Source organism: Brachymonas sp. KE5 (genome assembly GCF_057773645.1).
Map to the genome: position 1 here is coordinate 1,234,872 of NZ_CM173463.1, position 21,620 is coordinate 1,256,491.

Consider the following 21,620-nt stretch of genomic DNA (forward strand, 5'->3'; position numbering starts at 1 on the left):
CTTCATCATCCTGCAGAACAACGCCTTTCAGGAGACAAGTTTCATGAGCCGCACACTTCCCGGCGCACTGGCGCGCGTGCCTTTTCCCGTCATTGGTTCTCCGCTGTTCATCATCAGCAACCCCAAGCTGGTGATTGCGCAGTGCAAGGCCGGCATCATTGGTGCCATGCCGGCACTCAACGCGCGTCCGGCTTCGCAACTGGATGAATGGCTGGCCGAGATCACCGAAGAGCTGGCTGCGCACGACAAGGCGCATCCGGATCATCCGGCAGCACCGTTTGCCATCAACCAGATCGTGCACAAGAGCAATGCCCGCCTGATGGAAGACATGGCGCTGTGCGTGAAGTACAAGGTGCCGGTGGTCATCACCAGCCTGGGTGCAGTGGAAGAAGTGAACCAGGCCGCGCACAGCTACGGCGGCGTGGTGATGCACGACGTGATCAACAACCGCTTTGCGCGCAAGGCGGTCGAGAAGGGCGCTGATGGCCTGATCGCCGTGGCGGCCGGCGCCGGTGGCCATGCCGGCACAAAGAGCCCGTTTGCGCTGGTGCAGGAAATCCGCACCTGGTTTGACGGCCCGCTGGCACTGAGTGGCTCGATTGCCTCGGGCCGTTCCATCCTGGCGGCGCAGGCCATGGGCGCGGATTTTGCCTATATCGGCAGTCCCTTCATCGCCACCGACGAGGCACGCGCCAGCGACGCCTACAAGCAGTGCATCGTGGATTCCAACTCGGATGACGTGGTGTATACCAACCTGTTCACTGGCGTGCACGGCAACTATCTGGCGCCATCTATCCGTGCTGCAGGGCTGGATCCGGCGCATCTGCCGGAAGCAGATCCGAGCAAGATGGATTTTGGCGGCGGGGCGGCCAAGGCCTGGAAGGACATCTGGGGCTGCGGGCAGGGCATTGGCGCCATCGACAAGGTGCAGCCGGCCGGCGAACTGGTGGAGCAGTTCAAACGCGAATATGCGCAGGCACGCAAGGAGCTGTGTGGCGCCTGATCCCGGGGCTGCCCCCTGGCGTTGAACGAGAACGGGTTGTCATGATGGCAACCCGTTTTTTCAAGCGCAACATGCATGGATCCAGGGCGGGCGGCCTAGTCTGCGGCCGTAGGGGTCACATGCACATCCGCGATGAAAAAAGGGCCAGCAGTGATGCCGGCCCCATGCGTTCACGAGCGTGCTGGCTCAGGAGAAGAAGTCCTTCGCCTTGTCGAACCAGCTCTTCTCGTTCGGGCTGTGCTTGCCACCGCCTTTTTCCAGCGACTCATCGAGTTGCTTGAGCAGCTTGCGCTGGTGCTCGGTGAGTTTCACCGGCGTTTCGATGCTGATATGGCAGTACAGGTCGCCGGTGCTGGCCGAGCGCACGCCCTTGATACCCTTGCCGCGCAGGCGGAACTGCTTGCCATGTTGCGTGCCTTCGGGAATGTCGATCACGGCCTTGCCATTGAGCGTGGGCACCTCGATCTCGCCACCCAGCGCCGCCTTGGTGAAGCTGATCGGCACCATGCAGTGCAGGTCATCGCCATCGCGCTCGAACACGGGGTGTTTGCGGATGCGGATCTCGATGTAGAGGTCACCCGGAGGGCCACCGTTCGGGCTGGGCTCGCCATTGCCGGCGCTGCGGATGCGCATGCCGTCGTCGATGCCGGCGGGGATTTTCACTTCCAGCGTTTTCTGCTGCTTGATCTTGCCCTGGCCGTGGCACGTCGTGCAGGGATCGGGAATGATCTTGCCGGTGCCGTGGCAGTGCGGGCAGGTCTGCTGCACGCTGAAGAAGCCCTGGCGCATCTGCACCACGCCGGAGCCGTGGCAGGTCGGGCAGTCCTTGGCGCTGGTGCCGGGCTTGGCGCCGGTACCGTGGCAGGTGTCGCAGTCATCCCAGCTCGGGATGCGGATCTGCGCTTCCTTGCCGGCAGCGGCTTCTTCCAGCGTGATGTCCATGGCGTAGCTGAGGTCGTTGCCGCGGTGCACCTGGCGGCCGCCGCCACGGCCGCCGCGGCCCTGGCCGAAGATGTCGCCGAAGATGTCGCTGAAGCTCTCGAAGCCCCCGCCAAAACCGCCGCCAAAGCCGGCGCCGCCCATGTTGGGATCGACCCCGGCATGGCCGTACTGGTCGTAGGCCGCCTTCTTCTGTGGGTCGGACAGCATCTCGTAGGCTTCCTTGACCTCCTTGAACTTGGCTTCGGCTTCCTTGGCCGCATCACCCTGGTTGCGGTCCGGGTGGTACTTCATGGCCAGCTTGCGGTAGGCCTTCTTGATCTCGTCGTCGCCGGCATTGCGCGGAACGCCGAGCACTTCGTAATAGTCGCGTTTAGACATGACACTTCCTGAGGGGGCGGTCGGGGCAGCGCCAAAAAGCCGGCTGCCTCAACACAAACGCCGCGTGGCCCGGGGCAGCACGCGGCGCAGCTGATGCCATGGGCAAAAGCGTGAAAGGTTTCACGCTTTTGCCCCGATCGGCATCAGTCCTTCTTCACTTCCTTGACTTCGGCGTCGACCACATCGTCGTTGCCGGCTGCTGCGGAGGCGTCTGCACCGGGGCCGCCTGCTGCACCGGCAGCAGCGGCCTGTTCGGCGTAGATCTTCTCGCCCAGCTTCTGGCTGGCTTCCATCAGGGCGTTGTTCTTGGCTTCGATGGCGTCCTTGTCGTCGCCCTTGATCGCCTCTTCCACGTCCTTGATGGCGGCTTCGATCTTTTCCTTCTCGGAAGCGTCCAGCTTGTCGCCATGCTCGGCCAGGCTCTTCTTCACGCTGTGCGCCATGGCATCAGCCTGGTTGCGGGCCTGCACCAACTCGACCTTCTTGTGGTCTTCGGCGGCGTTCAGCTCGGCGTCCTTCACCATCTTCTGGATCTCGTCCTCGGACAGGCCGGAGTTCGCCTTGATGGTGATCTTGTTTTCCTTGCCGGTGCCCTTGTCCTTGGCGCTGACGTGCAGAATGCCGTTGGCGTCGATGTCGAAGGTCACTTCGATCTGGGGCATGCCACGCGGAGCGGGAGCGATGCCTTCCAAGTTGAATTCGCCCAGCAGCTTGTTGCCGGCCGTCACTTCACGCTCGCCCTGGAACACCTTGATCGTCACCGCCGGCTGGTTGTCTTCGGCCGTCGAGAAGGTCTGTGCGAACTTCGTCGGGATCGTGGTGTTCTTCTGGATCATCTTGGTCATGACGTTGCCCATGGTCTCGATGCCCAGGGACAGCGGCGTCACGTCCAGCAGCAGCACGTCCTTGCGGTCGCCGGAGAGTACCTGGCCCTGGATGGCGGCACCGACGGCCACGGCCTCATCGGGGTTCACGTCCTTGCGCGGCTCCTTGCCGAAGAACTCCTTGACCTTGTCCTGCACCTTGGGCATGCGGGTCTGGCCGCCGACCAGGATCACGTCGGAGATGTCGCTCAGGCTGATGCCGGCATCCTTCAGCGCGATCTTGCAGGGCTCGATGGAGCGCTCGACCAGATCTTCCACCAGGGCTTCCAGCTTGGCGCGGGTCAGCTTGATGTTCAGATGCTTGGGACCGGACGCATCGGCCGTGATGTAGGGCAGGTTGATGTCGGTCTGCGTGCTGTTGGACAGCTCGATCTTGGCCTTCTCGGCGGCTTCCTTCAGGCGCTGCAGGGCCAGCACGTCGTTCTTCAGATCGACGCCTTGTTCCTTCTTGAATTCGCCGATCACGTAGTCGATGATGCGCTGGTCGAAGTCCTCGCCACCCAGGAAGGTGTCGCCGTTGGTGGACAGCACTTCGAACTGCTTCTCGCCGTCGACGTCGGCAATCTCGATGATGGACACGTCGAAGGTACCGCCGCCCAGGTCATAGACGACGATCTTGCGGTCGGCCTTGTCCTGTTTGTCCAGGCCGAAGGCCAAGGCGGCAGCAGTGGGCTCGTTGATGATGCGCTTGACATCCAGACCGGCAATGCGGCCGGCATCCTTGGTGGCCTGGCGCTGGCTGTCGTTGAAGTAGGCCGGCACCGTGATTACGGCTTCGGTCACGGGCTCGCCCAGGTAGTCCTCGGCGGTCTTCTTCATCTTGCGCAGAATCTCGGCGCTGACCTGGGGCGGTGCCAGTTTGTTGCCGCGCACTTGTACCCAAGCGTCGCCGTTGTCGGCCTTGACGATCTCGAAGGGCATCAGGTCGATGTCCTTCTGGACTTCCTTCTCGGAGAACTTGCGACCGATCAGGCGCTTGATGGCGTACAGCGTGTTCTTCGGGTTGGTGACGGCCTGGCGCTTGGCGGACGCGCCGACCAGCACTTCGCCGTCGTCCTGGTAGGCGACGATGGACGGCGTGGTGCGCGCACCTTCGCTGTTCTCGATCACGCGGGTGGTGTTGCCTTCCATGATGGCCACGCACGAGTTGGTGGTGCCCAAGTCAATACCGATGATTTTTCCCATGTCTGGATTCTCCTGATCTTTCAATATCTGCCAGTCCTGCTTGTTTCACCTCGAGGCTGGCTGCTGGTCTGAACTTGCGGATCACTGGCGGTTTTTCAAGCCGTGTCCGCAATATTTTTGAGGGAGTGTCTGGTTCACGCGGGCGTCACGGTTACCAGGGCCGGGCGCAGCACGCGCTCGGCAATCAGGTAACCCTTCTGCAGCACGGTGTTGATGCTGTTCGGGGGCAGCTCGACGCCCGCAGGAGCAGGCACCACGCTGATGGCCTGGTGCTGGTTGGGGTCGAACTTCTCGCCCTGGGCCGGGTTGACCACCACCACCTTGTTGCGCTCCAGCGCGCTCAGCAACTGGCGCAGGGTGGCGTCGGTGCCTTCGCGGATCTGCTCGGCGGTGGCATTGGGCACCGCCAGGCCGGCTTCCAGGCTGTCGATCACGGGCAGCATGCTTTCGGCGAAGCTCTCGATGCCGAATTTGCGGGCCTTCTGCACTTCCTCGTCGGCACGGCGGCGGGCGTTCTGCACTTCGGCCTGGGCGCGCAGGTACTGGTCCTGCAGTTCGGCGACCTGGGCCTGCAGGGTAGCGACGTCGACGGCGGCGTCGGCTGCCGCTTCAGGTGCTGCGTCGGCGGGGGCTTGCGTTTCGGGCTGGAGGGAATCGGGTTGTTGTTCGGGGTTCGTCATGGGGCCTTGCTTTCAATAGTCCGATGGCAGGGCAGCAGGGCTGCTGCGTCTCGGGATGCAGATGGGCACGGGTGCCGCAATTTCAAGAAGCTTCAGCGCCCGCGCTGTTCCTCGGAGGTTTCCAGCCGGCGCGCCGCCAGCGTGATCACTCCGGTCATCACCAGATAAACCAGCGAAATGGCCAGGTAGGGCTCCCAGTAGCGCGAGTAGGCGCCTGCGACCGTACGCGCGGCCATGGCCAGTTCGGCCAGGCCGATGGCAGAGACCAGGGAGGAGTCCTTGAGCAGCGTGACCGCCTCGTTCACCAGCGGCGGCACCATGCGGCGCAGCGCCTGCGGCAGCACGATGTAGCGCATGGTCTGGTATTCGTTCATGCCCAGGCTTTCGGCCGCCTGCACCTGGCCGCGCGCGATGGACTGGATGCCGGCGCGCACGATTTCGGAAATGTAGGCACTGGCATTGAGCGTGAGGGCCAGTGCGCCGGAGAAGAAGGCGCCGTAGGTCTGGCGGAAAGTGCTGGCAGCCTCGCCGGTGAGCAGAAGACCGGTTTCCGGATGGATCAGGGTGGGGGTGAGTGCAAAGTGCACCAGCAGGATCTGCACGAACAGCGGGGTGCCGCGCAGTACGCCGACATAGGCGGTCAGCAGGGCGTGGGGAATGCGGCGCCAGCCCTTGGGCTTGCGCGAGGTGACCAGGCCGATCATCATGCCGGCGGCCAGGCCCAGCACCAGGGCGATGACGGTGAGCTTGATCGTCATCTGCACGCCCGAGATGAACAGCGGGGCGTAGGGAGCGAGAATATTCCAGCGTAAGTCCATGCGCTTCTACCAGAAAGAACATGCCCTGCCGGGAGGGGGCAGGGCAATGCGGGTTGTCAGACTACGCGTCAGTTGGAAGCGGCAGAGGCGGCGGCAGAAGCGGGGGCCAATGCAGCGGCAGCGGCCGGAGCAGCTTCAGGCGCACCGAACCACTTGCTGTAGATGGTGGTGTAGCTGCCGTCCTGGCGGATGGCGCTCAGGCCGTCGTTGACCTTCTTCAGCAGTTCGATATTGCCCTTCTTGATCACGATGCCGTAGCGCTCGGGGGTGAAGCTCTGGTCGTTGACCAGCTTGAACTTGCTGCCGCTGTTGTTCTGGATATAGTGCTTGACCACGCCGTTGTCGCCCACCACGGCCTGCAGGCCGCCGGCTTCGAGCTCCTTCAGGGCCAGCGGCATGGATTCGAAACGCTTGATGTTGGGGTTGGTCTTGCCGATCAGCTTGGACACGACTTCGTCACCCGTGGTGCCGTTCTGCACGCCGATGGTCAGGGCCTTGATGTCTTCCAGAGAAGCCACCTTGGAGTCCTGCGGGACGGCGATCAGTTGCACGGCATCGAAGTAGGGCTCGGAGAACTCCATGCTTTCCTTGCGCACGTCGGTGATGGTCACGGCAGACATCACGATGTCGCTCTCGCCGCTGTTCAGCGTGTTGAAAATGCCTTCCCAGGGGGTGTTGACGAAGCGGATCTTGAATCCGGCCTTGTCGGCAACGGCCTTGATCACGTCGGCGTCGAACCCTTCCACTTCGCCGCTGGAGGACAGGGACTCGAACGGGGCAAAGGCGGCGTTGGTGGCAACCACCATCACCTTGTCGGCCGCGGCGGCGGGCGTGCCGGAAGCGGCAGTGGCAGGCGTTTCGGACTTGGAACAGCCGGCCAGTGCGGCGGCCACGGCCAGGGAGAGGGCAAATCGACGGGTGAATGCGTGCATGAAAGGTCTCGGGTTAAGGACATGCGGAAAGATCCGCCGGAGCCGGCCTTGTGGGCCGGAAGTCGGGAATTTGTAACCTTTCATTATACGAGAGCGCGCATATGTGAGTCACGCAAAATATGTTGCGGGCGCCTGCATGGATTGCAGGCAAGGGCGCGCGTCAGACGAACGGAAAGGGTCCTGCAAACGCCAGCGTCGTCATCTCGTGCGTCACCAGCCGGCCTTCCGGCGAGAAGGCGTGCAGCAGCAAGCCGGGCGGCTCCAGGGTCCAGGCCAGCGGGGCATCCGGAGCAAGATCCAGCGCCACCTGGTGGGCCGTGGAAGGCGCCACGATGGCACGAGTGTGGGCGAACCCGGTCTGGATATGACGGTGCATGTGGCCGGATATCAGTCCGTGCACGTGCGGGTGGCGCTGCACGATGGCCTCCAGCTCGGCAGCCCCTTCGATCAGCCCGATTTCGTCCATGCCGTCGATCAGCGTCCGGAAGGGAGGGTGGTGCAGGGCGATCAGCGTGGGGCGCTCCGAACATTGGCCAAGCGCGTTGTCGAGCCACGCCAGGCGTTCACTGCAGAGGTGGCCCTGGTCACGTCTTGGCACCACGGTATCCAGCGCGATCAACTGCATAGTACCGATGGGTACACTGTATTGGGCAAAGCCGCCGGACATCCACGCCGGCTGCTCCGGAAAGGCGTCGCGCAGCGTGGCACGGTCGTCGTGGTTGCCGGGCAGCAGATAGACGGGAACCGGGTCGAGCGGGGTCAGCAGATCTTTCAGCTGACGGTATTCTTCGGCCTGCCCGCGATCCACCAGATCGCCGGTAATGACGACGGCATCCGGGCGCTGCGGCAAACGCTGAATGACCGTGACGGCCTGGCGCAGAAAGGTGGAGGTGTCGATGCGGCCATAGGCCAGTTCGCCCGGCCGGCTGATATGGGTATCGGAAAGCTGGACGATCAGGGTCATGATGATGAGGTCGAGTTTTAACTGCAATTTCCATCGTACCTGATTCTGCCGCTCCATGAAAAACGCCCCGTCGAGGCGGGGCGTTTTGAAGTGCAGTGTGTGCGATCAGCGCAGATCCAGCAGTTCCACGTCGAACTTGAGCGTGGCATTGGGCGGAATCACGCCGCCGGCGCCGCGGGCGCCATAGCCCAGCTCGGGCGGAATGATCAGGGTGCGCTTGCCGCCCACTTTCATGCCGGCCACTCCTTCGTCCCAGCCGGCGATCACCATGCGCTGGCCCAGGCCAAAGGCGAAGGGCTGGCCACGGTCCTTGCTGGAGTCGAACTTGGCGCCTTGCTCGCCGTTGTTGTACAACCAGCCGGTGTAGTGCACCAGCACGTTCTGGCCGGCCTTGGCTTCGGCGCCGGTACCGACTTCGGTGTCGATGTACTGCAGGCCGGTGGGGGTGGTCACGGTATTGCTCATGGAAGCGTCCTTGTTGGGAGTAGAAGCTGAAGAAGCGGGGGCGGTTGCCGCAGAGGCTGCCGCAGATGCGGCATCTGCGCCGGCCAGCCTGGCCGGTTCGTTGGCGGGCTTGCACCCTGCCACCAGCACGGCAACTGCAATGGCGCATGCGGCGCCTGTCCTGGAGAAATTCCTGGTCGAGATCATGTTCGCCATCAGTCGTTGCCACCGAGGAAGGTGCGCAGCTTGTCGCTGCGGCTCGGGTGCTTGAGCTTGCGCAGCGCCTTGTGCTCGATCTGGCGGATGCGCTCGCGCGTCACGTCGAACTGCTTGCCGACTTCTTCCAGGGTATGGTCGTTGTCCATCTCGATGCCGAAGCGCATGCGCAGCACCTTGGCTTCGCGCGGGGTGAGCGAGTCGAGGATGTCCTTGACCACGTCGCGCAGGCCGGCCTGCATGGCGGCCTCGATCGGAGCGGTGTTGACGCTGTCCTCGATGAAATCGCCCAGATGCGAATCGTCGTCGTCTCCGATGGGGGTTTCCATCGAGATCGGCTCCTTTGCGATCTTCATGATCTTGCGGATCTTGTCTTCGGGGATGTCCATCTTCTCGGCCAGGATGGAGGCGTCCGGTTCGAAGCCGAATTCCTGCAGGTGCTGGCGCGAGATGCGGTTCATCTTGTTGATGGTCTCGATCATGTGCACCGGGATGCGGATGGTGCGGGCCTGGTCCGCGATGGAGCGCGTGATGGCCTGGCGGATCCACCAGGTGGCATAGGTCGAGAACTTGAAGCCGCGGCGGAATTCGAACTTGTCCACCGCCTTCATCAGGCCGATGTTGCCTTCCTGGATCAGGTCCAGGAACTGCAGGCCGCGGTTGGTGTACTTCTTGGCGATGGAAATCACCAGGCGCAGGTTGGCCTCGATCATTTCCTTCTTGGCGTTGCGCGAGAAGCGCTCGCCGTCGATCATGCGCTTGTTGATGTTCTTCAGCTCTTCCAGCGGCACCACGACGCGTTTCTGCAGGTCGATCAGGCGCTGCTGCAGCTCCTGCACCGGCGGGATGTTGCGTTCCAGCGTGGCGCTCCAGGGCTTGCCGGCTGCGGCCTGCTGCTCCACCCACTGCAGGTTGAGCAGGTTGTCGGAGAATTCGGCAACGAACTTTTCCTGCGGCATGTGGCACTTGTCCACGATGATCTGGCGCAGCAGGCGCTGGTTCTTGCGCACCTCCTCGACCTGTTCGCGCACGGTGTCGCACAGCTTCTCGATGGTCTTGGCGGTGAAACGGATGGTCATCAGCTTGCTGCTGATGGCCTTCTGCGCCTGCACGTAGGCGGGCGAGCCGTAGCCGTCCTTCTCGTAGGCGGCGAGCATGGTCTCGAAGCTGGCGCGGATATCGTCGAAACGGCGCAGCGCCTCGTTCTTGACCATTTCCATCATCTTGGTCTGGGACTTGGTACCGCCGTCGTCATCATCGTCGACCTCGTCCTCGTCTTCTTCGGCCACGTAGTCGTCGTTCTCGTCGGCATCGGTAAAGCCGTCGACCACGGTCGTGATCACGACCTTGTCTTCACGGATTTCGTCTGCCATGGCGAGAATCTCGTCGATGGTGGCGGGAGAGCCGGAAATGGCTTCCATCATGTCCATCATGCCGCCCTCGATGCGCTTGGCGATCTCGATCTCGCCTTCGCGCGTGAGCAGTTCGACCGTGCCCATTTCGCGCATGTACATGCGGACCGGGTCGGTGGTGCGGCCGAATTCGTTGTCCACGTTGGACAGGGCGGCTTCGGCTTCTTCCTCGGCTTCCTCCTCGGTGGCGGCGGTGCCGGTGGCGTTGTTCAGCAGCAGGGTTTCGGCGTCGGGGGTCTGTTCATAGACGGAAACGCCCATGTCGCCCAGCATGGAGACCACGACTTCCAGCGTCTCGGCATCGACCAGCTTGTCGGGCAGGTGGTCGGAGATTTCGGCGTTGGTGAGGTAGCCGCGCGTCTTGCCCAGCTTGATCAGCTCTTTCAGGCGCTGGCGGCGGGTGGAAACTTCCTCTTCGGACAGGACGGCTTCGTCCAGACCGAATTCCTTCATCAGCGCGCGCTCCTTGGCCTTGGAGAGTTTCATGCGCAGCGGCTTGACCTTCTCGGCGGTTGCGGCCTGCTCGGGCGCGGCTTCTTCTGCCACTTCCTCTTCGGCGAATTCGGCTTCGACGTCGCTGAAATCCTCGTCGAGGTCGTCGCCCTTGGCCTTGCGGCCGCGCTTGGCTGCGGGGGTGGAAGCCGTCTTGGCGGCGGCTGCAGGCTTGGCCCTGGCTGCGGTGGTGCGGCGGGTCGTCGTCTTCTTGGGAGCAGCCGCGGCTGCTTCAGGCGCTTCGGTCTCGGCGTCGGCAGGGGCGGGCTTGGCGCGGGTGCGGCGCGTGGTGGTCTTCACGGTTTGTTCGGCCGCTTCGGCAGCGGCTGCCTCGGTCGTGGCCTTGGCCGCACGCACGGTGCGGGTACGGGGAGTCTTGGGGGTGGATTCGGTCGTCATTGCTTCGGTCTCTGCCGCGGGCGTGGTACGCCGGCGGCTGGTCCTGGTGGGGGCGGGGGTCTCGACGGGTGCGGCTGCCGTTCTGGCCGTGCTGCTTGTGCGGGGTGCAGTGGTACCTGCTTCGGCGGCCTCGGGGGCCGTTGCCGTGCTGTCTTTCTTTCTGGTAGCCATGGATAACCCTTCCACATCCTTCAAGTGAGTGAATACAGCCTGCCGGATGCAGGGCGCGCAACAGAGTGCTTCCCATATGGGGAGCACATGCCGGAATTTCCAGTGGGGGAGTCAACCCCGCCTTACGAAAATGCCTTCGCGGCTGCAGTTGCACAGGCAACCACAGGGGATGGCAGACGTGGGCAAGGGGGAAGGGCGAACATTTGGGATACAGTCCTTGCGAATGGGAGGCCGGTCGGGGTGCCGTGTTGACCCGCTGTTGGCCATGTTCGGAGGTGCTGCTGTCGCACTTGCCATGTCGAACTTTGGATTATACCAATTGCATGGTTTTTCTGCAAGGTGCAAAAGGCCTGCCCGAGCCCTGCACCGTGCTGTCATTCAGAACGCCGGCCGGGTGCCGGCCGGCGCGCCTGGGCGTTCAGGACTGACATACCAGTTCGAAATCGATGAAGCCGCGTTCCACATCGGTAGACAGCAGCCGGGCACGCACGCGCTCGCCGACCTTGACGCGATCCCCGGCCGCCACCAGCAGCTTGCCTTCGGCCGGCGGCAGGAAGATACGCACCCAGGTGTTGCCGTTGGAGGAGCCGGTGACGATGCCGTCGAAGATCTCCCCCAGGTACTTGTCCAGCACCAACGCAGCTTCGGACTTGCGCATCTGGCGCTCGACCTTGTTGGCTGCGCCTTCCTGGCGCGTGCAGTGCGTGGCGAGGCTGGCCAGCTCGTCGATGGAGTAGGGGGCCGGCTGCTCCTTGAGCGTGGCCTTGAGCAGGCGTGCCGTGACCAGGTCGGGGAAGCGGCGGTTGGGGGCGGTGGAGTGCGAGTAGTCGCGCACTGCCAGGCCGAAGTGGCCCAGCTTGGGGCCGCCCGGCACTTCCACCACGTATTCGCCTGCGCCCATCAGCTTGATGATGGTAAGCGAGAGATCCGGGAAGCGCTCGGGATCGAGCTTGCGGCGCTTGGCGAGGAAGTTTTCCAGCGCCAGTGCGTCGGGCTCTTCGGGCAGGGTTTCGTTGTATTCGGCTGCCACTGCCACGATCTTGAGCCAGCGTTCGGGCGATCGCACCACGCGGCGCAGCGAGGGGCGGCGGTGCGCGGCCAGGAAGCGCGCGGTGACGCCGTTCGTGGCGATCATGAATTCCTCGATCAGCTGGCGGGCGCGGTTCTGCACCTGCTGGCGGATCTCGATCACCTTTTCGCCGTCGAACACGGCCTTGGGCTGGAAGGTCTGGAATTCGAGCGCTCCCTGTTCGCGGCGGCATGCGCGCAGCTGCTGGGCGATCGAATCCTGCGTGCGCAGCTGCTGGTCCATGCCTGGAACGGCGGCCGCAGCGGGTGGCAGCGGACCGTCGCCGTCGATCCAGGCCGAGACCGAATCGTAGGCCAGCTTGGCCTTGTTATGGACGCGGGCGCGATAGATGCTGGAGGCGGACATGCTGCCATCGGGCTGGAAGCTCATGTCCGTCACCATGGCCAGGCGCGGGCCGTCGGGGTTGAGCGAGGTGAGATCGGTGGAGAGCTTCTCGGGCAGCATCGGAAAGATCACGGCCGAGGTGTAGACCGAGGTGGTGTTGTGGCGGGCGTGCTGGTCGATGGGGGTGTCCTTGCGCACCAGCGCGTCCACATCGGCGATGGCCACCAGAATGCGCACGGCGCCGCCGGGCAGCACTTCGCTCACGGTGAGCTGGTCGAGGTCACGCGAATCGTCGTTGTCGATCGAGCACCACAGCAGGTCCGTCAGGTCGCGCACTTCGCCGCCGTGCGGTTCGCCGAGATGGGTGATGGCGGCGAGCTGGTCCAGGGCAGCGGGCGAGAATTCGGGCTTGAGGCCGCGTTCGCGCATGGCGCGGACGGCAAGGGCTTCCAGGTCGTGCTTTTCGTGGGCGGAGTGTTTCACGCGGGGGTCCTTTGTTCCGGGCGGAGGAATCGGCGGAAGCGGGTTTTCTGGCTGGACATGGGTTCCCCGGTTTGTCATTCGGGGGTGGAGGCGTTGCGGTGTCAGTCCCGGGGCAGGGTCTCCAGCGGAATGTCCTTCTCCAGTGCCAGCTTGTCGAGCTGCTTGCGCGTCTTGCCCGCCAGCCACTTCTCGATGGCCTGGCGCGAGCTGTCGAGCAGGATGCTGTCGGGCACGGTGGGGTCGATGCCGGCTTCGGCGCAGACGCGCTGGTAGAAGTGCGGCTCCAGCGCAGCCAGGGCGACGCGGCCGTCCTTGCAGGCATAGACGCGGTAGCCTACATGGCCTCCGCCGGTCAGGGCCTTGGGATGCTGCATGTCGAAGCTGGTGCGGGGACGTGCCAGATAGGACACGGCCTGGCTGAGGCCGACTTCGATCAGCGTGCCCTTGGCGTGTTTCTGGCGATGCAGCACGCACTGCAAAACGGCCTCGCTCGCCATGAGCGAGCCGGCCATGTCGGCAAACAGCGTGGGCGGCAGGTTCAGGCCGGTGACCAGGCCGTTCTGGGCCTGGTAGGTCAGGTCGTGGCCGGCTTCATCGGGGTTGGTGGTGCTGCCGTAGATGGCGACCAGCGAGAGGTGCGGATGCTGCTTGTGCAGGGTCTTCCAGTCCACGCCGAGCTTCTGCATGGCGCTCTGGCGAAAGGACGTGATCAGCACATCGGCTTTTTCGAGCTGCCTGTGCAGCTGGCGCTGGCCCTGTTCGGTCTTGAGGTTGACGGGCAGCACCTTGATGCCGTCATGCATCTCGGCGTGGCCGGCCGGGCTGTAGATGTGCATCGGGTCGCTGGTGGTCTGGCCCGCGGGGGCAGGGGGTTCCAGCTTGATGCAGGTGGCACCCATCTCCTTGCAGCGTTGCAGGGCAGCGGGGCCGGGCAGGTTGAGGGCGAGGCTGACGACGCGCACGCCGCGCAGGACCTTGAGGGGTTTGCTCATGGAGTCTCCGGATATTGTTCTGGCTCTGTGTCCGCGCGGAAAGCAGGCTCGCACGGATGACTCACTTTAACGCAGCAACGTGGCGGTTTGCCGTGGGGTCAATGCGCGACGCGGCAAGGATGCGGAAATTTGCCAAAAATTTGGCGGCGGCTTGCCGGATGGGCGTACAAAAGGCTACAATCACCGTCTTTGCGGAGCATAGCGCAGTCTGGTAGCGCATCTGGTTTGGGACCAGAGGGTCGGGAGTTCGAATCTCTCTGCTCCGACCAAGACATGACAAAGGACTGGCGAAATGCTTTGCCGGTCCTTTTTCTTTTCCTGCCTTGGCCTGCAGCTTCTTGCTGCTGTGTGCGCTGGGTAGAATGGCAGCCGTTTCACTGCCCGTAGCTCAACTGGATAGAGCAGCTGCCTTCTAAGCAGCAGGTCGGGGGTTCGAGTCCCTCCGGGCAGGCCAATTTAGGCAATCTTAGCCGTTAACTTCCAATCACAGGCTAGCAAAATCAAAGACTTATAAAAAGCGTGATCGCTCGTGATTGCTCATGGCGCACATGATTTGTCTTGATTTTGGGGATTTTTGGGGGAACAATGCGGGGGAACAGACATAACTCATACGGAGTCGTTCCCCCATGCTCACCGAAGCAGCCTGCAAGAAAGCCACTTGCCCGCCTGACAAGGCCCGCGCCCGCCTGACAGATGCCCAAGGCGTCTATCTGGAAGTGTCTGCCGCTGGCTCCAAACGCTGGTTCTGGAAGTACCGCTACGATGGGAGGGAAAAGCGCCTAGCCCTGGGCGCATGGCCTTCTGTCAGTGTCAAGGAAGCCCGAAGCCATGCCGAAGATGCACGCCGCCTGTTGCGTGCTGGCAGTGATCCGGCAGTCAAGCGACTGGCCGAACGGCTGACCAACAAGCTCGAATCAGAAAACACCTTCGAGGCAGTTGCCCGTGAATTTCACCTGAGCAAATCCAAGGGCTGGAGCAAGACCTATGCCGCCCGCTGGATCGAGCGCATGGAAAAGGACATGTTTCCGCACATCGGAGGTTTGCCGATCCGTGACGTGAATGCTCCGATCCTGCATCAGACCTTGCTGAAGGTGGAGAGGCGAGGGGCGAACGAAACCGCCCATTCACTGCGCCAGTATTCGGGGCAGGTGTTCCGCTACGGCATCATCACGGGCCGCTGTACACACAATCCTGCACCTGATCTGCATGGGGCGCTGGAGCCGGTGCGAGTCAAGCACATGGCGGCCATCGTGGACGAAAAGCCGCTGGCTGACTTGCTGCGAGCCATTTACGAGTATCCCGGCCAACCGACCACGCAAGCGGCACTGCAACTGTCTGCCATGCTGTTTCAGCGTCCCGGCAATATCAGGATGATGGAGTGGGCCGAGCTTGATCTGGAAAACGCCATGTGGACGATTCCGGCAGCGAAGATGAAGCGCAAGCTGCACGGCAAGGAGAACGGACGCCCGCACTTCGTCCCACTGCCGAAGCAAGCCATTGAGGTTTTGAAGGAAGTGCAGCCGCTGACGGGTGACGGCAAGTATGTGTTCCCGTCCCTGCAATCCCGCATCCGGCCCATGAGCGAAAACACGGTGAATACGGCTTTGCGCCGACTCGGATTTAGCGGGCAGGAAGCAACCGCACACGGGTTCAGGGCGACGGCTAGAACCATGCTGGTGGAGCGCCTGAATGCCAATCCTGATGTGATCGAGGCCCAACTGGCACACGGCAAGAGTGGGGTTCTAGGCGCTGCATACGACCGCACGGAATACATGGAGCAGAGAAGGGGCCTGATGCAGACGTGGGCCGACTATCTGGACAAGCTGCGCGACGGCAAGTAATTCGAGTTTCGCCAGCCCTAGGCTGATCCCCGAAAACCCGTTTCCCTGACGGGCTGGGCTGGCAACTTTTCAGGGTGCATGGGGGATGCGATGAACATTAGAAAAGATCTTCTTGATGAAAATAATCCGCTGACAGCAATGTCAATTTATGCGGAGAGGAAAAAGTTTGTCATCAAGGCTGCATGGCGTGACGTTTTCACGCATCATTATTCATACGAGAAAATTGAGGCAGTTATAGATTCACTAGTTGACAATGCTGCTGAACGAGATGATCTACATGACACGTTAGTAAAGTTCATGGCTGAACCGCACAAGAAGGAACTGGCCCCAACCGAGATAGTCGAGGTAAGTTATATGCCGCCAGAGGATTTCAAACTGAATGCGGTAGAAATTGAAATCAGAGTTAGCCTCATAATTGCCATTAGCTCACTCAAGCAATTGGAATTGGAAATTGCTGCTCAACGTGTCGGAAATGGCATTTACTGGCTAGGGAATATGGAATTCTACGCTGGATATCACTCAGGCGCTTTTCAATCTCAACAGCGAGCATGGGATATGGTGGAAAAAGGGGCGCGCAACAGGTGGAAAGATGATCCTAAGCAAATTGCCAAACGTGATGTTTATGAGCAGTGGGTACGTTGGCAGCAGGACGGAGGCCCGTACAAAACCAAGTCGGCTTTTGCAAGGGCAATGCTTGATAAATATGAGGCGCTTGCAAGCCAGAAGGTGATAACGGACAAATGGTGCACGGCCTGGGCAAAAGGTGAAGACATTCCGCCTGAATACGCCACTCTGCCAGCAGAGTAACCACCGTGCTGGCAGAGTGCCCACCATGCCAGCATAGTAATCTAGGCCAGATAATCACCTTTCGGCACCATTGCTTCGTGTTCAATCAATTAGCACACGGAGCAAACAAGTGCATAGCCAAGAAACCATCACCGAAAAGAAACCCCGTCAGTCCGTCAAGAGCCTGCATATCCCTGAAGCCCTGCTGATTATGTCGGTCGTCAAGGAATTGACCGGCCTGTCAGAACCGACGATCCGCCGCCGCGTGAAAGACGGCACTTTCCCGGCCCCTGTTCGTCTGAGCGCCCGCTGCATTCGCTGGAAGGCGGCAACGTTGCAAAACTGGCTCAAGGCGCAAGCGGAGGTGCAATAATGGTTTACCGTGCTGGCACGTTAAAACGCGAGCGCCGCACTCAAGCCCGCATTGATCAACTGGACAGCCAGATCATCCAAGTCTTGAAGGAAGATCATCCGCAATCTGTCAGACACGTCTTCTACCGCATGACTGATCCCCGGCTCCCTGAGTCGGTGGAGAAATCGGACAACGGTTACCGGCATGTGCAGGAACGCTGTGTGAAGCTGCGCCGCGCCGGACGCATTCCGTACAACTGGATTGCAGACATGTCGCGTCGAGGCTGGCACGTCGACACTTTTTCCGGCGCTGATGACTTCGTGCGAAGCCTGGCCGGGTACTATCGGGCCGACCTGTGGCGAAACGCTAATTACCGCTGTGAGGTATGGGCCGAGTCTCGCAGTATTGCCAGCGTGATACAGAAGGACTGCGAGGAACTGGCGGTGAGCCTGTATCCGTGCGGTGGTTTCTCTAGCCTGAGCTTTGTGCATCAAGCTGCCGAGCAGCACAACAGCAGCGATGACAACCGCCCGCTGGTGGTGCTGTATATCGGCGACTACGATCCGGCTGGTGTGCTGATTGACCAGTCATTGCAAAAGGAATTGCGCCAGCACCTTAGAAGCACGATTCCGCTGGAATTTGTGCGCGTCGGTATCAACGAAGAGCAGATTGACGAATACGACCTGCCGACCAAGCCGCGCAAGGCATCGGACAAGCGCTCCCAACACGTCAAGTACACGGTGGAGGCCGAGGCCATGCCAGCGCATATTCTGCGCGAGTTGCTGCGCTGGGAAGTTGAATACCTGCTGCCTGAAAACGCTTTGCATGCCGCCAAGGTGGCCGAGGAATCGGAACGCGCCCACCTGCTGCGCATGGCCGACATGCTTGGGGGCTAAATGGCACGCAGAAAACCACCTGGCATTACAGAGGCGCACATTCGCATCCCGTTGGAGGTGCTGCAAAGTCCGGCATTCATCGCGCTGCCTGCCAGTGCGGTGAAGCTGTATATAGACATGATTTCTGCGCTGAGAACCACCAATAACGGCAACATCAATGCAGCAATGACAGACCTTCGTCATCGTGGTTGGACGGCACCGGCGACGCTGGCAAAGTCACTTCGTCAACTTGAAGCCGTTGGACTGATTGCCAAGACGCGGGAGACTGTGGGGGTAAATCGCGGTTCCAAGATGTGCAACCTGTACCGCTTCACTGATCGGGATGTTTTCGGCCATCCCAAACTGAATATCGAGGCGCAGAAGGAAACGCGGGATTACCGCAAGTTCACCAGTCTGACAGAGGCAAGAAAAGCTGTAGATGCTGCTGCGGCACCGAAGCCCAAGAAAAAAACGACGCTACAGAAATTGAAGCGTGACGCTACAGAAACTGTAGCGATGACCCCGATTAACGCTACAGAAACTGTAGTCACTCCCCATGCACCGACTACAGAAACTGTAGCGTCAACAAATGCCAGAAAGCCCCGAAAAGCCAATGGCAACAAGGCTTTACAGCCGATTGCGCTTATCCGACCGACTCCCCTTCAGTGACTACAGAATCTGTACACCCTTAATAGATTACCACCCCATGAAGGCGATTACAGGGCAACTTCTGGGGCTGAAAACAGCGAGCGCCCCACCGAACCGGCAGGGCTTCTTCTGGATTGCATGGTGGCTGATCCTTTTACCGTGCTGGCCCGATAAAGCAGGCAGTGTGACTCAAACGCAACCCAGTTGCATTTACCACAAATCAATATAGAATTGCAATAGGCCATCGTTCAACGATAGTTTGTGTCAATGGTGGCCGGTACGTACCGACAACCTTTTGAAAGACCCTGTATGAAACTGAACGATCTGAAAGAGCAACGCGCTCTGAAGCTGGCCGAAGCCCGCGCCCTGGTGGACAAGGCCGACGCCGAGAAACGCGCCATGACCGGCGACGAACAGAAAGCCTTCGACGGCCTGAAGGCTGAAATCCAGCGCATCGAGCAGGACGAAGCCCGCGCCGCATTCCTGGCTGAAGCCGAGCGCCGCGCCATCGGTGCGCCGGTGGACAAGCCGCGCCAGGACATGGAAGGCCAGGTCAACGTGCTGGACGCCATCCGCTGCCAGATCGAGAACCGCGCCGCCACGGGTGCATTGGCTGAGTTCCAAGCCGAGGCCAAGCGCCAGGGCATCGAAGCCCGTAGCGGCGGCATCCTCGTGCCCACATCCATTTTCGAGAAGCGCGCCACGATGACCACGACCGGCGCTTCTGCCGTAGTGCCCGACGACTACCGCGCCGATCAATTCATTGGCCTGCTGCGCAACAGCATGATCGTTCGCCAACTGGGCGCTCGCGTGCTGACCGGCCTGCGCGGTGATACTGTGCTCCCCAAGGCCACGGGCGCAGCGACCGCCCATTGGATCAGCGAGGGCGACGGCTTGACCGAGAGCGCCACCACGTACAGCACCATCAAGTTGGAGCCCAAGACCGTGGGCGCGTTGACTGCCTTCAGCCGACAACTGGCGTTGCAGTCAAACCCGAGCATTGAACAGCTACTGCGGGACGACATCACCGCCGTGGTGGGCCTGGCCGTGGACAAAGCCTTGCTGCATGGCACCGCAGCCGCCAAACAGCCGGTGGGCATCCTGAACGTGACCGGCATCCAGACCGCATCCCTGGCGACTCTGACATGGGCCGCCATCGTCGGCATGCTGGAGAAACTGGGCCTGGAGAACATCTCGCCAAATGCCATCGTGACCCATGCCAAGGCCGCGACGAAGCTGCAAACCACGCTCAAGGACGCCACGGCAGGTAGCGAGTACCTGATGCAAGGTGGCCGCGTGGCTGGCCTGCCCGCCTACGTGACCAACCAACTGGACGCCAAGACCGGCACCCCCAACACGGGCCGCGTGATTGCTGGCGACTTCTCGCAAATGGTGATCGGTGAGTGGGGAGCAACCGAAGTGCTGGCGAACCCCTATGCCGCCGGCTACTACGAGAAGGGCGACGTTCAACTGCGAATCATGCACAGCATGGATGCCGTGGTGCGCCATCCCAAGGCGTTCGTTGTGGCTGACGACCTGGGCCTGTAAGGGGTAAGCCATGAGCCAGAACATCGAACGCCGCACGGCTACCGGCCTTCAGGCCAGTGGCCGCACGCTGACCGGCTATGCCGCCGTGTTCAACTCCGAAACGAAGGTGGGCGACTTCATCGAGCGCATCGCGCCCGGTGCCTTTACCAAGAGCCTGGAGAGTGGCCGCGATGTTCTGGCGCTGGCCGACCACGACGCCCGTGCCGTGCTGGGCCGCACCAGTAGCGGCACGCTGGCGCTGCATGAGGACTCGCACGGCCTGGCCTTCACCCTGACGCTGCCCGACACAACCACAGGCCGCGATCTGGCCGCCCTGGCTGCGCGTGGTGATCTGGGTGGGATGAGCTTCGGTTTTGTCGCACAGGATGAAGTCTGGACGGGCAATACCCGCGAGCTGCGCGAAGTAGAGCTGCACGAAGTCACTGTGGTGCAGGCCTGGCCCGCCTATCCCGAAACTACGGTGAGCCTTCGCCATCGTCAGGAAATCCATAACCCGACTGCCCGCCAGTGGCTGGAGACTTGCAAATGATGAAGCGCATCAAGGGACTGTTTGAGCGCCGCTCCACCAATCAGGCAGTGGGCGGTGATTCGTATTGGACGGACTTTGCCGCGCTGCGCAGTGGCCCGGTGAACCCGAGTACCGCACAAAGCATCTCGGCTGTCTATTCCTGCGTGCAGGCCATCTCCGAGACTACGGCATCCCTGCCGTTGATCTTGTACCGCCGCAATGGTGACGACCGTGAACGGGCATCGGATCATCCGCTGTACCGTGTCCTGCACGAGCAGGCCAACGAGCAGCAAACGGCTCTCGAGTTTAGGGAATGGATGCAGGCTTGTGTCCTGCTGCGCGGCAACTCCTTTGCCAAGATCGTGACGGGAGCGGATGGGCAGGTACGGCAACTCATTCCGCTGTCTCCCGACCGTGTGCAAGTCCTGGACGTGGCCGGAAAGCTGGCCTATGACTACACGACGAAGGACGGCAAGGTAACCCGCCTGCTGGCCGGTGAAGTCCTGCACCTGCGTCACCGGATTGGTGACGATGGTGTGATGGGTGTGAGTCCGATTGCTGCCGCCCGTGAAGTGGTGCAACTGGCGATGGCCGAGCGCGACCATGGCAATGCAGCCTTCAACAACGGTACCCGGCTTTCCGGTGTGTTGAAGGCCCCCGGTGTCCTGAAGCCTGACCAGCGCCAGGCGCTGAAAACGAGCTGGAGCAGCCAATACGCCGGTGCAGCGAATGCCGGGAAAGTGCCGGTGCTGGAAGGCGGCATGGAATACCAGGCCATCAGCATGACGCTGGAAGATGCCGAATGGATCGCCGCCAGACAGTTCTCCGTTGAGGAAATCGCACGCTTGTTCCGTGTGCCGCCGACAGTGATCGGTGACTTGAGGCATGGCAACTACAGTAACGCCGTGGAGCTGGGCCGCCAGTTTGCGACCCTGACACTGCGCCGCCATCTGGTGATGTGGGAGCAGGCCATTAGCCACAAGCTGCTGACGGATGCAGGACGCCGCATCTACTTTGCAGAACATTCGGTGGAAGGACTTCTACGGGGTGATGCAGTCAACCGGGCAGACTTCTATGCCGCGGGCATTGCATCGGGATGGCTGACGATTGACGAAGCCCGCAAGCTGGAGAACTTGCCCAAGTTCAAGCCATCTAGCCCGCCGCCTGGGGTGAAGCCGTGAAGAAGCCACGCCTACTGCCGCTGAACAGGAAGGCGTGGCGCCTGCTGCGTGAGCGGGTGCTGTCGGAGGAAC

At 61.7% G+C, this 21,620-nt stretch carries 19 protein-coding genes and 2 tRNA genes; 11 read left to right on the forward strand and 10 right to left on the reverse strand.

The genetic code is table 11. The features are described 5' to 3' along the window. Positions 1 to 43: 43 nt before the first annotated feature. Complete coding sequence (locus ACX36O_RS05900) at positions 44 to 1,003, forward strand: NAD(P)H-dependent flavin oxidoreductase (protein WP_213360475.1); 960 nt, start codon at positions 44 to 46, stop codon at positions 1,001 to 1,003. Positions 1,004 to 1,189: 186 nt separating this feature from the next. On the opposite strand, the gene dnaJ is transcribed toward ACX36O_RS05900, so the two are convergent. The 10 genes from dnaJ to ACX36O_RS05950 form a co-directional block, all read right to left on the reverse strand. Next, the gene (gene dnaJ / locus ACX36O_RS05905) at positions 1,190 to 2,323 is read right to left on the reverse strand and encodes a molecular chaperone DnaJ (RefSeq protein WP_213360477.1); all 1,134 of its coding nucleotides are present in this window, start codon (positions 2,321 to 2,323) and stop codon (positions 1,190 to 1,192) included. A 143-nt stretch (positions 2,324 to 2,466) separates the two neighbouring features. Further along, positions 2,467 to 4,392 (reverse strand): molecular chaperone DnaK, encoded by a 1,926-nt coding sequence (gene dnaK / locus ACX36O_RS05910; protein WP_213360479.1) that lies wholly within the window; start codon positions 4,390 to 4,392, stop codon positions 2,467 to 2,469. 134 nt (positions 4,393 to 4,526) lie between these two features. Further along, a complete protein-coding gene (gene grpE, locus ACX36O_RS05915) occupies positions 4,527 to 5,072 on the reverse strand; it encodes a nucleotide exchange factor GrpE (protein WP_488360189.1) in 546 nt (181 codons plus the stop codon). Positions 5,073 to 5,164: 92 nt separating this feature from the next. After that, complete coding sequence (locus ACX36O_RS05920; RefSeq protein WP_213360483.1) at positions 5,165 to 5,890, reverse strand: amino acid ABC transporter permease; 726 nt, start codon at positions 5,888 to 5,890, stop codon at positions 5,165 to 5,167. A 68-nt stretch (positions 5,891 to 5,958) separates the two neighbouring features. Further along, positions 5,959 to 6,822, reverse strand: a complete 864-nt coding sequence (locus tag ACX36O_RS05925) for a basic amino acid ABC transporter substrate-binding protein (protein ID WP_488360190.1) — start codon at positions 6,820 to 6,822, stop codon at positions 5,959 to 5,961. A 160-nt stretch (positions 6,823 to 6,982) separates the two neighbouring features. Next, a complete protein-coding gene (locus ACX36O_RS05930) occupies positions 6,983 to 7,786 on the reverse strand; it encodes a phosphodiesterase (protein WP_213360487.1) in 804 nt (267 codons plus the stop codon). Between the two features lie 105 nt (positions 7,787 to 7,891). Further along, positions 7,892 to 8,251 (reverse strand): FKBP-type peptidyl-prolyl cis-trans isomerase, encoded by a 360-nt coding sequence (locus tag ACX36O_RS05935; RefSeq protein WP_213360489.1) that lies wholly within the window; start codon positions 8,249 to 8,251, stop codon positions 7,892 to 7,894. Between the two features lie 194 nt (positions 8,252 to 8,445). Continuing rightward, a complete protein-coding gene (gene rpoD / locus ACX36O_RS05940) occupies positions 8,446 to 10,920 on the reverse strand; it encodes an RNA polymerase sigma factor RpoD (RefSeq protein WP_213360491.1) in 2,475 nt (824 codons plus the stop codon). Between the two features lie 418 nt (positions 10,921 to 11,338). Then, a complete protein-coding gene (locus ACX36O_RS05945; protein WP_371698215.1) occupies positions 11,339 to 12,817 on the reverse strand; it encodes an RNB domain-containing ribonuclease in 1,479 nt (492 codons plus the stop codon). 101 nt (positions 12,818 to 12,918) lie between these two features. Beyond that, entirely contained in the window at positions 12,919 to 13,809 is an 891-nt protein-coding gene (locus ACX36O_RS05950; protein ID WP_213360493.1) for a CoA transferase, read from the reverse strand. Between the two features lie 192 nt (positions 13,810 to 14,001). Between ACX36O_RS05950 and ACX36O_RS05955 the strand changes: the two genes are divergently transcribed. The 10 genes from ACX36O_RS05955 to ACX36O_RS06000 all read left to right on the forward strand — a co-directional run bounded on the left by ACX36O_RS05955 (position 14,002) and on the right by ACX36O_RS06000 (position 21,548). Next, positions 14,002 to 14,078: transfer RNA gene (locus ACX36O_RS05955), tRNA-Pro, on the forward strand. 108 nt (positions 14,079 to 14,186) lie between these two features. Next, positions 14,187 to 14,263, forward strand: a tRNA-Arg gene (locus tag ACX36O_RS05960). 172 nt (positions 14,264 to 14,435) lie between these two features. After that, a complete protein-coding gene (locus ACX36O_RS05965) occupies positions 14,436 to 15,650 on the forward strand; it encodes a tyrosine-type recombinase/integrase (protein WP_488360191.1) in 1,215 nt (404 codons plus the stop codon). Between the two features lie 90 nt (positions 15,651 to 15,740). Further along, on the forward strand, positions 15,741 to 16,457 hold the full coding sequence (locus ACX36O_RS05970; RefSeq protein ID WP_488360192.1) for a hypothetical protein: 717 nt from the start codon (positions 15,741 to 15,743) through the stop codon (positions 16,455 to 16,457). Between the two features lie 109 nt (positions 16,458 to 16,566). After that, positions 16,567 to 16,809: a helix-turn-helix transcriptional regulator gene (locus tag ACX36O_RS05975; protein ID WP_488360193.1), complete on the forward strand. Its 243-nt coding sequence runs from the start codon at positions 16,567 to 16,569 to the stop codon at positions 16,807 to 16,809. Next, positions 16,809 to 17,684: a hypothetical protein gene (locus tag ACX36O_RS05980; RefSeq protein ID WP_488360194.1), complete on the forward strand. Its 876-nt coding sequence runs from the start codon at positions 16,809 to 16,811 to the stop codon at positions 17,682 to 17,684. The genes ACX36O_RS05975 and ACX36O_RS05980 overlap by 1 nt, the downstream gene beginning before the upstream one ends. Then, positions 17,685 to 18,332, forward strand: coding sequence for a hypothetical protein (locus ACX36O_RS05985; RefSeq protein WP_488360195.1), 648 nt, complete (start codon positions 17,685 to 17,687; stop codon positions 18,330 to 18,332). 288 nt (positions 18,333 to 18,620) lie between these two features. Next, complete coding sequence (locus ACX36O_RS05990; protein WP_488360196.1) at positions 18,621 to 19,859, forward strand: phage major capsid protein; 1,239 nt, start codon at positions 18,621 to 18,623, stop codon at positions 19,857 to 19,859. 10 nt (positions 19,860 to 19,869) lie between these two features. Then, positions 19,870 to 20,388: an HK97 family phage prohead protease gene (locus ACX36O_RS05995; RefSeq protein ID WP_488360197.1), complete on the forward strand. Its 519-nt coding sequence runs from the start codon at positions 19,870 to 19,872 to the stop codon at positions 20,386 to 20,388. Continuing rightward, positions 20,385 to 21,548 (forward strand): phage portal protein, encoded by a 1,164-nt coding sequence (locus ACX36O_RS06000; protein WP_488360198.1) that lies wholly within the window; start codon positions 20,385 to 20,387, stop codon positions 21,546 to 21,548. Before ACX36O_RS05995 ends, ACX36O_RS06000 begins: the two co-directional genes overlap by 4 nt. Positions 21,549 to 21,620: the final 72 nt, after the last annotated feature.